9 protein-coding genes and 1 pseudogene are annotated in these 12,241 nt (G+C 72.5%); 7 read left to right on the forward strand and 3 right to left on the reverse strand.

Annotated features, from left to right (window positions below; all coding sequences use genetic code 11):
- The first annotated feature begins 80 nt into the window (after window positions 1–80).
- A complete protein-coding gene (locus ACSNOH_RS28665) occupies window positions 81–224 on the forward strand; it encodes a hypothetical protein (protein WP_391830079.1) in 144 nt (47 codons plus the stop codon).
- Window positions 225–270: 46 nt separating this feature from the next.
- On the opposite strand, the gene ACSNOH_RS28670 is transcribed toward ACSNOH_RS28665, so the two are convergent.
- Window positions 271–1,917, reverse strand: coding sequence for a purple acid phosphatase family protein (locus ACSNOH_RS28670; protein WP_436724346.1), 1,647 nt, complete (start codon window positions 1,915–1,917; stop codon window positions 271–273).
- Window positions 1,918–2,047: 130 nt separating this feature from the next.
- Between ACSNOH_RS28670 and ACSNOH_RS28675 the strand changes: the two genes are divergently transcribed.
- The 4 genes from ACSNOH_RS28675 to cimA all read left to right on the forward strand — a co-directional run bounded on the left by ACSNOH_RS28675 (window position 2,048) and on the right by cimA (window position 7,813).
- Window positions 2,048–3,091, forward strand: a complete 1,044-nt coding sequence (locus tag ACSNOH_RS28675; protein WP_436724347.1) for a 3-isopropylmalate dehydrogenase — start codon at window positions 2,048–2,050, stop codon at window positions 3,089–3,091.
- 195 nt (window positions 3,092–3,286) lie between these two features.
- A complete protein-coding gene (locus ACSNOH_RS28680; RefSeq protein ID WP_436724348.1) occupies window positions 3,287–4,372 on the forward strand; it encodes a branched-chain amino acid aminotransferase in 1,086 nt (361 codons plus the stop codon).
- A 194-nt stretch (window positions 4,373–4,566) separates the two neighbouring features.
- Window positions 4,567–5,904, forward strand: coding sequence for an MFS transporter (locus tag ACSNOH_RS28685; protein ID WP_436724349.1), 1,338 nt, complete (start codon window positions 4,567–4,569; stop codon window positions 5,902–5,904).
- Window positions 5,905–6,187: 283 nt separating this feature from the next.
- Window positions 6,188–7,813 (forward strand): citramalate synthase, encoded by a 1,626-nt coding sequence (cimA, locus tag ACSNOH_RS28690; RefSeq protein WP_436724350.1) that lies wholly within the window; start codon window positions 6,188–6,190, stop codon window positions 7,811–7,813.
- Window positions 7,814–7,933: 120 nt separating this feature from the next.
- Here the strand turns inward: cimA and ACSNOH_RS28695 are convergent, their stop codons facing one another.
- Window positions 7,934–8,569: a TetR/AcrR family transcriptional regulator gene (locus tag ACSNOH_RS28695; RefSeq protein WP_436724351.1), complete on the reverse strand. Its 636-nt coding sequence runs from the start codon at window positions 8,567–8,569 to the stop codon at window positions 7,934–7,936.
- A gap of 82 nt (window positions 8,570–8,651) precedes the next feature.
- Here ACSNOH_RS28695 and ACSNOH_RS28700 point away from each other — a divergent pair, with 82 nt between their 5' ends.
- Window positions 8,652–10,169: an FAD-dependent monooxygenase gene (locus ACSNOH_RS28700; protein WP_436724352.1), complete on the forward strand. Its 1,518-nt coding sequence runs from the start codon at window positions 8,652–8,654 to the stop codon at window positions 10,167–10,169.
- 14 nt (window positions 10,170–10,183) lie between these two features.
- Here ACSNOH_RS28700 and ACSNOH_RS28705 read toward each other — a convergent pair whose 3' ends face one another.
- Complete coding sequence (locus ACSNOH_RS28705) at window positions 10,184–10,804, reverse strand: YceI family protein (protein WP_436724353.1); 621 nt, start codon at window positions 10,802–10,804, stop codon at window positions 10,184–10,186.
- A gap of 219 nt (window positions 10,805–11,023) precedes the next feature.
- Here ACSNOH_RS28705 and ACSNOH_RS28710 point away from each other — a divergent pair.
- Window positions 11,024–12,241: pseudogene (locus tag ACSNOH_RS28710) on the forward strand (lyase); the annotation flags it as partial.

Here is a 12,241-nt window from a genome sequence, read left to right on the forward strand (position 1 = left end):
CCCTCCCGCTGTTCTCCAGCACTCCCTTCCGCATCCTTCCCGCACCCTTCCCGCAGGCAGCAGAGGAGAAGTGACGTCCCATGGCCGACACCGCCGTCCGCAGGACCCGCCGCACCGCCCGTACGGCCGACCGCACCGACCGCCAGACCGACCGGATGAACGCCGCCGCGGCCCTCCAGCGGGCCCTGGACCGCCGGGACAACGGCGGCGTCACCGGCCACTGAGCAGCCGGCGGGGCCCGCCGGGCCGGGAGGCCGCCCCGGGCCCGCCTCAGCCCTGCCGCGCGGGGCGGACGACGTCGAAGTGGTCGATCCGTGCGCCGTTCTCCGCGAGGGCGGTCACCCGCAGCCGCGGGCGCCCGCCCCGTGCGGCCGGCTCGGACTCCACCGCGAGGAACGAGAAGCCGGTGTAGCGCACCCGCGACCACTCCACCCGCTCCGGGCGCTTCACGCGCCCCTTCTCCCAGAAGTAGCTGTCCACGCTCTCCAGGTCCTTGACGTGGCCCTCGTAGCTGTCGGGCACGGGGAAGTCGTACAGCGACTTCCCCGCCCCGCCGGCCGTCACGTAGACGATGCCGTCGCGCGTGGGGTCGGTGGTGCCGCCGATGGGGACCTTCCGCCCCACGCGCGTGCCGCGGAGCGCGTCGGTGCGCTCGTAGACGTGGTTGTGGCCGTTGATGACGAGGTCGACGCCGTGCTTCTCGAAGAGCGGCAGCCACGCCTCCCGCACGGCGCCGTCCGAGGCGTGGTCCTTCGTCGTGGAGAAGGCGCAGTGGTGGAAGAAGACGACGACGAAGTCGAGGCCGGGCGTGCGGCGCAGCTCGCCGAGGCGCCGGTCGAGCCAGGCGGTCTGCGCGCCCCCGCTGTAGCCGGTGTTGGCGGTGATCTCGTACGAGATGTCGTTGGCGTCCAGGGCGACGATGCCGGCGTTGCCGTAGACGAAGGAGTAGACGCCCGGGGCGCGGGCCGGGTCGAAGCCGTTGCGGGGGAGCGTCCAGCGGGCGCTCTGGCCGCCGTAGCCGTTGGGGGAGTACCAGGCCTCCATGTCGTGGTTGCCGGTGGTGACCATCCAGGGCACGGACGCCGCCACGGACTCGGTCTGGGCGAGGAACTGGTCCCAGACGCGCGCGTCGTAGACGTCGGTGGGCTTGCCGGCGCCGCTGTCGTCCGCGTAGCAGATGTCGCCCGCGTGCAGGTGGAAGGCCGGGTCCTGGCCGAGGATCAGCTGGTCGTTGGCGAGGGCCTGGTAGCTGACGCCCTGGTCGCCGAAGGCGGTGAAGGTGAACTTCCCGGCCCTGCCGCCCTTGCCGGGGCGCTCGGGCGCCGTGCGGAAGGTGGCGAGGCCCGGGAAGTGGCGGGGGTCGGCGGGGTCGTAGCCGTCGTGTCCCACGCCGTAGTAGTACGTCTGTCCGGGGCGCAGGTTGTCGAGCGCGGCGTGCAGGTACACCTGGTCGACGGCGGGGAGCTTCGGCGACAGCGGCGGGGTGTGCAGCGTCCGCACCTCGGCCTCCAGCTTGAGGCCGAGGTCCCACGGCGCCAGACCCACCCGGACGTACGGCCGTCTGACGGCGAGCGGCACCTGCCAGGAGATTCTCATCTGCGTCCGCGGGTCCGCGCCGAAGGCCAGGTGCCGGCCGAAGGGCGCGACGTGCCTGCCGTCGACCCGCGCGGCGGCCGGGGCGAGCAGTTCCGGGGATGAAGGGGACGGAGCGGGGGCGGGCGCCGGATCGGCGTACGCGCGCACGGCGCCGCCCAGCAGGCCCGTCCCGGCGGCGGCCCCGGCCGTCACCGCCCCGGCGCGCAGGACTCCGCGCCGGGTGAGCGGCCGGGCGAACCGGGCCCGCAGGTATTCGTGCTGCTCCGCCATCGTCATGCGGTCCGCGAGGTGCTCGGGAATGCCTACGCGTGGTGTGTCCATGGCGACAAACGTGCCAGGAACCGGCAACTTCGTTGCGGACTTTGGGTGAACGTGACCCGGCCGGTTCGCTGTCTGTCCGCATTCTGGACGAGGTGTGTCATTAAACGGGACGGGGGAGTACGGTCCCGGTATGTCTCGCAGCATTCGCCTCGCAGTGATCCCCGGTGACGGCATCGGCCGGGAAGTCGTGGCCCAGGGCCTCAAGGTGTTCTCGGCGGTCCTCCCGTCGGACGTGAAGCTGGAGACCGAGGAGTACGACCTCGGTGCCCGGCGGTACCACGCGACGGGCGAGATCCTGCCCGACGCCGAGCTGGAGTCCCTCGGGCGCCACGACGCGATCCTGCTCGGCGCGATCGGCGACCCCTCGGTGCCCGCCGGCGTGCTGGAGCGCGGCCTGCTGCTCAAGCTGCGGTTCGCCTTCGACCACTACGTCAACCTGCGGCCCTCGAAGCTCTTCCCCCACACGGCCACCCCGCTCGCCGGCCGTCCCGACATCGACTTCGTCGTCGTCCGGGAGGGCACCGAAGGCCCCTACACGGGCAACGGCGGCTCCCTGCGCACCGGCACCCCCGCCGAAGTGGCCACGGAGGTCAGCGTCAACACCGCACTCGGTGTGGAGCGCGTGGTGCGCGACGCCTACGAACGGGCCCAGGCGCGCCCCCGCAAGAAGCTGACGCTCGTCCACAAGAACAACGTCCTCGTCTACGCCGGACAGCTGTGGAAGAGCACGTTCGACCGGGTGGGCCGGGAGTACCCCGAGGTCGCCACCGACTACCTGCACGTGGACGCGGCGACGATCTTCATGGTCACCCAGCCCGAGCGGTTCGACGTGATCGTCACCGACAACCTCTTCGGCGACATCCTCACGGACCTCGCCGCGGCGGTCACCGGCGGCATCGGCCTCGCCGCCTCGGGCAACATCAACCCCGACGGCGCCTTCCCGTCCATGTTCGAGCCGGTCCACGGCTCCGCGCCCGACATCGCGGGCACCGGCAAGGCCGACCCCACCGCCACGGTGCTCTCCGTGGCGCTCCTGCTCCGGCACCTCGGCTACGAGGCCGAGGCCGCCCGCATCGAGACGGCCGTCGCGGACGACCTGGCCGCCCGGGACGGGGCCGCGCCCCGCACGACGGACGAGATTGGCGACGCACTCGCCCTGCGAGTAGCCGGCTAGCTCCCGGCCGCTGACTCAGCGCGCGGCCGGATGCGACCATCGATCCAGGGCCGCGCGCACGTTTTCCGTCCACGGCCCCACGAGCGATAATCGAACGTGGGGCCGCGGCATGAGGGGAAGCTCGGACGCTCTGACACCGTCAGGGACGGAGCGAGCTCGCGGTCCGCCACACACAACGGTGAAGGACACGCACTCATGACGACGCCCACGATCGAGCTCAAGCCCTCTTCGCACCCCCTGTCGGACGCGGAGCGGGAGCAGATCCTGGCCAGCCCCGGCTTCGGCCGCCACTTCACCGACCACATGGTGACGATCAAGTGGACGGAGGGGCGCGGCTGGCACGACGGCCAGCTCGTTCCGTATGCGCCGCTGTCGATCGACCCGGCGAACATGACGCTGCACTACGCGCAGACGATCTTCGAGGGCGCCAAGGCCTACCGCCAGCCCGACGGCTCGGTCGCCATCTTCCGGCCCGAGGAGAACGCCAAGCGCCTGCAGGCCTCCGCGCGCCGGCTCGCCATGCCCGAACTGCCCGTCGAGACCTTCATCGAGGCGTGCGACGCGCTGGTCAAGCAGGACAACGCGTGGGTGCCCGGCTCCGGCGAGGCCTCGCTCTACCTGCGCCCGTTCATGTTCGCGACCGAGGTCGGCCTCGGCGTCCGCCCGGCCAACGAGTACATGTTCGTGGTCATCGCCTCGCCAGCCGGCGCCTACTTCCCCGGCGGCGTGAAGCCGGTCTCGGTGTGGCTCAGCGAGGAGTACGTGCGCGCGTGCCCCGGCGGCACCGGCGCCGCCAAGGCCGGCGGCAACTACGCCGCCTCCCTCGTCGCCCAGGCCCAGGCCATGGAGCACGGCTGCGACCAGGTCGTCTGGCTGGACGCCATCGAGCGCCGCTGGATCGAGGAAATGGGCGGCATGAACCTGTACTTCGTCTACGGCGACAAGATCGTCACGCCCGAGCTCACCGGCTCCCTCCTGCCCGGCATCACCCGCGCCTCGCTGATGACGATCGCCGCCGACCTCGGCTACGAGGTCGCCGAGGGCCGCATCTCCGTGGACGACTGGAAGAACGGCTGCGCCGACGGCACTCTCACCGAGGTCTTCGCCTGCGGCACCGCCGCCGTCATCACCCCGGTCGGCACCGTGAAGTCCGCGCGCGACGGCTGGACCGTCGCCGACGGGCAGCCCGGCGAGGTCACGATGAAGCTCCGCAAGGCGCTCCTCGACATCCAGACCGGCGCCGCCGAGGACACCCACGGCTGGATGCACCCCCTGGGCTGAAGCCCGCGCTGACGTACGTCCGTATGCCCGCATCCACGGATGCGGGCATACGTGTGTCCGGGGCGGGGCGCGTACATGTGTCCGGACGGGGCGCCCGCGCACGTCGCGCCGTGAACGCAACGCACGCAAGTACGCGTGATCGTTGCCGGCCGGACCCTTGTCCGTCCCGTGCCGTTCCGCCACCGTGATCCACCATGGGACAGCACTGGAAGAAGATCTGGGTCGGCTCGGCCGGCAACATGGTCGAGTGGTTCGACTGGTTCGTCTACGCGTCGTTCGCGACGTACTTCGCGGGCTCCTTCTTCCCCGCGGGCAACGACACCGCGAAGCTCATGAACACCGCGGGCATCTTCGCCGTCGGCTTCTTCATGCGCCCCGTGGGCGGCTGGCTGCTCGGCCGGGTCGGTGACCGCAAGGGCCGCAAGGCCGCCCTCACGCTGACCGTCACCCTGATGTCCGCCTCGGCCGTGCTCATCGCCGTCGCGCCGACCTACGCGGTCGCCGGCTACGGGGGCGTCGCCGTCCTCCTCGTCGCCCGGCTGCTGCAGGGCCTGTCGGTCGGCGGCGAGTACGCGGCCAGCGCCACGTACCTCACGGAGGCGTCCGCGCCGGGCCGCCGCGGCTTCGCCTCCAGCTTCCAGTACGTGTCGATGACGGCCGGCCAGATCCTGGGCCTCGGGCTGCAGATCGTGCTGCAGCACACCCTCTCCAGCGGCGAGCTGCACAGCTGGGGCTGGCGCATCCCCTTCGTCGTGGGCGCGCTCGGCGCGGCCGTGATCTTCTACCTCCGCCGCAACATGCTGGAGACGGAGGCGTACACGGAGGCGACGGAGGAGGCCACGGAGGAGAGCGCCCGGGCCGCCGCCGAGCGCGGCACCATCCGGGCCCTCATGCGGCACAAGCGCGAGGCCTTCCTCGTCGTCGCCCTCACCATGGGCGGCACCGTCGCGTACTACACGTACACCACCTACCTGACGAAGTACCTCTCCAACAGCGCGGGCCTGCCCAAGCAGACCGCCACCCTGGTCAGCTTCTGCGCCCTGCTGGTCTTCGCCTGCCTGCAGCCCCTCGCGGGCGCCCTCTCGGACCGCATCGGCCGCCGCCCCCTGCTGATCACCTTCGCGGTGGGCTCCACCTTCCTCACCGTGCCGATCATGACCATGCTCAAGCACGCGGGCTCGTTCTGGCCGGCCCTCGGCCTGTCCCTGCTCGCCCTGGTCGTCGTCACGGGCTACACCTCCATCAACGCGTGCGTGAAGGCCGAGCTCTTCCCGACGGGCATCCGGTCGCTGGGCGTCGCCCTGCCGTACGCCGTCGCCAACGCGCTCTTCGGCGGCACGGCGGAGTACGTGGCCCTGTGGTTCAAGAACGGCGGCATCGAGTCGGGCTTCTACTGGTACGTGGCCGGCTGTGCCGCGGTGTCGCTCGTCGTCTACCTGACGATGCGGGAGACGCGCGACATCGACCTCAAGCGGGTCGGCGGCGCGCCCGAGGGCGCCCCGGCGGAGGCGGGCAAGGTGCCCGCATCCTGAGACCCGCCCGCACGGCGGAACCGGCGTGTGCCAAGATGCACCTATGCTCCCGTTCGCCATGATTATTGGCAGCAGGCGCGCCGGTCCGCAGTGACCGCTCCCGTACCACCCGTACGGAGCGGACACCGTCGTCCCAGACCCGCGCGCAGACCTCTCGCACCCGCGAGAGGTTTTTGCGTTTTCCGGCCCACCCGCGCCGGGGAACGCAGGGCGAGCGGAAACCACGGGGACGGTGGAACGGGTAATTCCGGTAGACCGACATCCTCACAGGAGTCACAGCAGCATGACGGACGCAACCGACGGCCCCGACGAACGCACCCACGTCGACGACCGCTTCCACGTCTTCGACACGACGCTGCGCGACGGCGCGCAGCGCGAGGGCATCAACCTGACCGTCGCGGACAAGCTGACCATCGCCCGGCACCTGGACGACTTCGGCGTCGGCTTCATCGAGGGCGGCTGGCCCGGCGCCAACCCCCGCGACACCGAGTTCTTCCAGCGCGCCCGCGAGGAGATCGCCTTCCGCCACGCGCAGCTCGTCGCCTTCGGCGCCACGCGCAAACCGGGCGTGCGGGCCGAGGACGACCCGCAGGTCGCCGCGCTGCTCGACTCCGGCGCCCCGGTGATCACCCTGGTGGCCAAGTCCCACGACCGCCACGTCGAACTGGCCCTGCGCACCACCCTCGACGAGAACCTCGCCATGGTGCGCGACACCGTCGCCCACCTGCGCGGGCACGGCCGCCGCGTCTTCGTCGACTGCGAGCACTTCTTCGACGGCCACCGCGCCAACGCGGACTACGCCCTCGAAGTCGTCCGCACCGCCTACGAGGCGGGCGCCGACGTCGTCGTCCTGTGCGACACCAACGGCGGCATGCTGCCCCCTCAGGTCGGGGCCACGGTGCGGGAGGTCATCGAGGCGACCGGCGCCCGCGTGGGCATCCACGCACAGGACGACACGGGCTGCGCCGTCGCCAACACGCTCGCCGCCGTGGACGCCGGCGCGACGCACGTGCAGTGCACCGCCAACGGCTACGGCGAGCGGGTCGGCAACGCCAACCTGTTCCCCGTCGTGGCCGCCCTGGAGCTCAAGTACGACCGCCGCGTGCTGCCCGAGGGGGCGCTCGCCGAGATGACGCGCATCTCGCACGCCATCGCCGAGGTCGTCAACCTCACGCCCTCCACGCACCAGCCCTACGTGGGCGTCTCGGCGTTCGCGCACAAGGCCGGGCTGCACGCCTCCGCGATCAAGGTCGACCCGGACCTGTACCAGCACATCGACCCCGAGCGGGTCGGCAACACCATGCGCATGCTCGTCTCCGACATGGCCGGCCGCGCCTCCATCGAGCTCAAGGGCAAGGAGCTCGGGGTCGACCTCGGCGGCGACAGGGAGCTGATCGGCCGGGTCGTGGAGCGCGTCAAGGAGCGCGAACTCGCGGGCTACACCTACGAGGCCGCCGACGCCTCCTTCGAGCTGCTGCTGCGCGAGGAGGCCGAGGGGCGCGCCCGGCGCTACTACCGGATCGAGTCCTGGCGGGCGATCGCCGAGGACCGGCCGGACGGCATCCACGCCAACGAGGCCACCGTGAAGCTGTGGGCCAAGGGGGAGCGCATCGTCGCCACCGCCGAGGGCAACGGCCCCGTCGACGCGCTGGACCGGGCGCTGCGCGTGGCGCTGGAGCGCATCTACCCGCAGCTGGCCGGCCTCAAGCTGACCGACTACAAGGTGCGCATCCTGGAGGGCGGCCGGGGCACCGGGTCGATCACCCGGGTCCTGGTCTCCACGAGCGACGAGAGCGGCGAGTGGTCGACGGTCGGCGTCGCGGAGAACGTGATCGCCGCCTCGTGGCAGGCGCTCGACGACGCCTACGCGTACGGGCTGCGGCGCGCGGGTGTGGAGCCGCGGGAGTGAGCCTTAAGGCGCGCCCCGGAGCGTAGGCGGGGGCGCGTCAGGGGCCGTGCGCCGTCAGTTGCGCGTACGGGCCCTGCGCCGTCAGTTGTGTGTCACGGGCCTTGCGCCGTCAACTGCGCGTCACAGGCCTTGCGCCGTCAGCCCGGCGCCGAGCAGGTCGTAGGCCCGCTCGGCGTCGGCCCGGGCCGCCTCCAGCACGGTGGCGGTGATGCGCCCGGAGGCCAGGCGCCGCCAGTTGTCCCGCGCGAGGACGTGGTGGACGGCGATGATCTGCGCCGCGGCCGTCCGCGCCGTCACCCCGTCCGCGCCCGCCTCGGCCAGGGCCTCCGCCAGGGCGCGCTCGTCCTCGGCCGAGTACTGCATGAGGCGGGCCACCAGGCTCGGGGTCGTGTAGAGCATGTCCCGGAAGGCCATCACGGCCGGCACGTCGCACAGGCCGGTGACGGGGTCGCGGGCGTCGAGCCGGGCGCGGAAGTGCGCGCGGAGCGCGGCCAGGGGCGGCTCGCCCGGCGCCCGGCCGCGCACGACGCGCGCCGCCTCTCCCTGGTGGTCGGCGATGCGGTGGAGGACCAGGTCCTCCTTGGCGGGGAAATAGCGGAACAGCGTCGGCTTCGACACCTCCGCGGCAGCTGCCACCTCCGCGACCGACACCTGGTCGAAGCCGCGCTCCAGGAAGAGCGCGATGGCGGTCTCGGACAGCGTCTGCCGCGTGCGCTGCTTCTTGCGCTCACGCAGCCCGGTCGTCTCCTCGGTCACCCTGCCATCCTAGCAGAGCGCGTTACTCAGAATCTTTTGTTACTCGGTTGCATTTTCTGGGGCGGCGGTCTTTCATGGGCACATGACGACGACCCCACTCCCTGTCACCTCCGCCGCCGAGGTCTCCGCCACCGACGTCCTGATCGTGGGCGCCGGCCCCACCGGGCTCGTGCTCGCCTGCACGCTCGCCCGCGCCGGAGCGGCCGTACGGATCATCGACAAGTACCGGGAACCCCACCGCGCCTCCCGCGGCAAGGGCCTCAACCAGCGCAGCCGCGAGCTCTTCGACGACCTCGGGGTGGGGGCGGAGGCCGCCGCCTCGGGCATCGAGCACATCACCTTGCGCAAGTACCGCGACGGCGTGGCGGTCGCCGACACCGTCACCTTCGGGGACCGCACCCCCACGTCCGCCGTCCCGTACGCCAGCGGGCTGATCATCCCGCAGTGGCGGACCGAGGAGATCCTGCGCCGCAGGCTCGCCGAGCACGGCGTGGAGCCGGAGCCGGGCTGCGAGCTCACCGGCTTCGCGCAGGGCCCGGACGGCGTCGTCGCGACGCTCGCCGACGGGCGGCGCATCGAAGCCGCGTACCTCGTGGGCTGCGACGGCGGCCGCAGCACCGTGCGCAAGGCGCTCGGGACGGCCTTCGAGGGCCGCACGGACGCCGAGGAGTGCATGGTGATCGGCGACGTCCGCGCCGACGGGCTCGACCCCGCCTACTGGCACCAGTGGTTCGACGAGGACGCGGCGGTCATGCTCTGCCCCTTCCGCGGCAGTGCCCACTGGCAGCTGCAGGGCGCGCCCGAGCGCGACGCGGACGGGCGTCCCCTCGCGCCGTCCCTGGAGTCCTTCCAGCGGCTCGTCGACCGCTGCTCCCGGAATGCGGGCATCCGGCTGTCCGACCCCACCTGGTTCTCCACCTACCGCATCAACGTCCGGATGGCCGACCGCTTCCGCACGGGGCGGGTCCTGCTCGCCGGGGACGCGGCGCACGTCCACTCCATCGCGGGCGGCCTCGGCATGAACACCGGTATCCAGGACGCCTTCAACCTCGGCTGGAAACTCGCGTACGTGGTGCGCGGCCTGGCGTCACCCGGCCTGCTGGACACCTACGAGGAGGAGCGGCTGCCCGTCGCCGCCTGGACGCTCGGCCTCACCGAGGAACGGCTGCGCGCGGTGACCGAGGGCGTGAAGCGGGCCGGCGTCGGCACGGAGGCGGTGATCACCGACGACGTCACCACGCTGGGCGTGGGCTACGGCTGGAGCTCGCTCGCATGGGGCGGGGCGAAGGCGGGCGAACGGGCCCCCGACGGGCCCTGCGGGAGCGGCCGGCTCTTCGGCGTCTTCGCCGGGCCGCACTTCACGCTGCTGGGCTTCGGCCGGGGGAGTGCGCGGGCCCTGGCGGAGGCGGGGGAGAAGTGCGCGGACCGCCTGCGCACCTGCCTCGTCGACGACGCCACGGGCGAGACCCGGCGCGCCTACGGGATCGGGGAGGGTGAGGAAGCGCTGGTGCTCGTACGGCCCGACAACCACATCGCCCTGAGCGCGGGTGCGGACCGGGGCGCGGAGATCGCGGACCGTCTCCTGCGCCTCGGTCGCTGACACCGCACGGGGCCTCAGGCCTGGGGCGCGGCCTTGACCGCGGAGATGTCGAAGGTCAGCTTCACCTTGTCGCTGACCATGACACCGCCCGCCTCCAGGGCGGCGTTCCAGGTCAGACCCCAGTCGGAGCGCAGGATCTCGGTGCCGCCCTCGAAGCCGACGCGCTCCATGCCGTAGACGTCGGTGGCGGAGCCGTTGAACTCCAGGTCGATGGAGAGCGGGCGGGTGACGTCCTTGATGGTGAGGTCGCCGGTGATGCGGTAGCGGTCCCCGCCGAGCTGCTCGGCGGAGGTCGAGCGGAAGGTCATCAGCGGGAAGCGCTCGGCGTCGAAGAAGTCCTCGCCGCGCAGGTGGGCGTCGCGGTCCTTCATGCCGGTGTCCACGCTCGCGATGCGGACGTCGATGGCGGCGGTGGAGCGGGAGGGGTCGCTGCCGTCGAGGCGGAGGGTGCCCTCGTGCTCGGTGAAGGCGCCCTTGACGTTGGTCACCATGGCGTGGCGGACGGTGAAGCCGATGCTGCTGTGGGCGGGGTCGATGGTGTAGTCGCCGGTGAGGGCGGCGAGCGCGGGGTCGACGGCGCGCGGGGCGGGGACGGTGGCCGGGGTGGTGCTCTGCTTGCGGCTGAAGAGGCCCATGAGGTGCTCCTACGACTCAGGTTTCGTTGAATGTTCAACTTGACTCGGGAAACACCGTAGCGCGGACTGGTTAAACATTCAACATCTCTGGTGGGGTGAATTTCCGGCCACCCGCACCGACACCGCCGACGCGGCATTGCCCCGTGCTCCCGCCCCGTGCCACGGTGTGCCCCGGCACCGTCCGCACCGTCCCGCACTTGCTCCCGGGGAGGCCCCGCCGTGCCGTCCGGTCCCGCCACCCCCCTCCCGTCCGCCTGGACCCGGAGAGGGTTCCTCACCGCCTCCGTCGCCGGCACCCTCGGCTTCACCACCGCCCCCCGCGGCAGCGCCGGGGACGACGCGTTCGCCGCCCTCCGCACCCGCTGGCGCGACCTGCTGCTCGGCACCGGCTTCGACCCCGCCGCCGAGCCCTACGCCGGCGCCCTGCGCCGCACCGGGGACCTCGCCCGCACCTACCGCGCCGGCCTCGCCCCGGGCCCCTCCTCCCTGTGGCCCGACGCACCCTTCGACCCGCCCTCCGGCATCACGCGCAGCTACGCCCGCCTGCACACCATGGCCCGGGCATGGGCCCAGCCCGGCACCGGCCTCACCGGCGACCCCGGCCTCGCCGCCGACACCCTCGCCGGGCTCGACCACATCCACGCCCGCGTCTACCACCCCGCCACCACCCCCTACGGCAACTGGTGGGAATGGCAGATCGGCAGCCCCAGGCTTCTCCTCGACAGCCTCGCCCTCCTCCACGACCAGGCCGGCGCCGCACGGCGCACCGCGTACCTCGCCGCCGTCGACCACTTCGTCCCCGACACCGCGCTCGGCGACTACAGCGGCACCAGCACCGGCGCCAACCGCGTCGACCTGTGCCGCGTCGTCGCCCTCCGCGGCATCCTCGGCGCCTCGCCGGCCAAGACCGCCCTGGCCCGCGACGCCCTCTCGCCCGTCTTCCCCTACGTCACCCGCGGCGACGGCCTCTACGCCGACGGCTCCTTCGTCCAGCACGCCCACGTCGCCTACTCCGGCACCTACGGCCAGGTGCTGCTCGACGGACTCGGCCGGCTCCTCGCCCTCCTCCATGGCTCCCCCTGGGAGATCACCGATCCCGCGAGGCGGACCGTCTACGACAGCGTCGAGAACGCGTACGCACCGCTCGTCCACGACGGGCTCGTCATGGACAGCGTCTCCGGGCGCGCCGTCAGCCGCGGCCTGCAGGCCGCCGACCCCGGCCCCGTGCCGCAGAGCGACCACCAGCGGGGCCACGCCCTCATCGCCGCCGTCGCCCTCCTCGCCCGCACCGCGAGCCCCGCCGAACGCACCCGCTGGCACGCAATGATCAAGGGCTGGGCCGCCCGCGACACCACCCTCCCCCTGCTCACCGACCCCTCCCTCGCCGTCGCCGACCTCGCCCGGCTCGCCGCCGCCTGCGCCGACCCCGTACCGGCC

This window comes from Streptomyces sp. URMC 127, from assembly GCF_051386535.1.
Lineage (GTDB): Bacteria > Actinomycetota > Actinomycetes > Streptomycetales > Streptomycetaceae > Streptomyces.

Excerpts from the sequence above, each read along its gene's own strand:
- ACSNOH_RS28665 (WP_391830079.1), top strand. The coding sequence starts at position 81 with ATGGCCGACACCGCCGTCCGCAGGACCCGCCGCACCGCCCGTACGGCC.
- ACSNOH_RS28670 (WP_436724346.1), bottom strand. The coding sequence starts at position 1,917 with ATGGACACACCACGCGTAGGCATTCCCGAGCACCTCGCGGACCGCATG.
- ACSNOH_RS28675 (WP_436724347.1), top strand. The coding sequence starts at position 2,048 with ATGTCTCGCAGCATTCGCCTCGCAGTGATCCCCGGTGACGGCATCGGC.
- ACSNOH_RS28680 (WP_436724348.1), top strand. The coding sequence starts at position 3,287 with ATGACGACGCCCACGATCGAGCTCAAGCCCTCTTCGCACCCCCTGTCG.
- ACSNOH_RS28685 (WP_436724349.1), top strand. The coding sequence starts at position 4,567 with ATGGGACAGCACTGGAAGAAGATCTGGGTCGGCTCGGCCGGCAACATG.
- cimA (WP_436724350.1), top strand. The coding sequence starts at position 6,188 with ATGACGGACGCAACCGACGGCCCCGACGAACGCACCCACGTCGACGAC.
- ACSNOH_RS28700 (WP_436724352.1), top strand. The coding sequence starts at position 8,652 with ATGACGACGACCCCACTCCCTGTCACCTCCGCCGCCGAGGTCTCCGCC.
- ACSNOH_RS28705 (WP_436724353.1), bottom strand. The coding sequence starts at position 10,804 with ATGGGCCTCTTCAGCCGCAAGCAGAGCACCACCCCGGCCACCGTCCCC.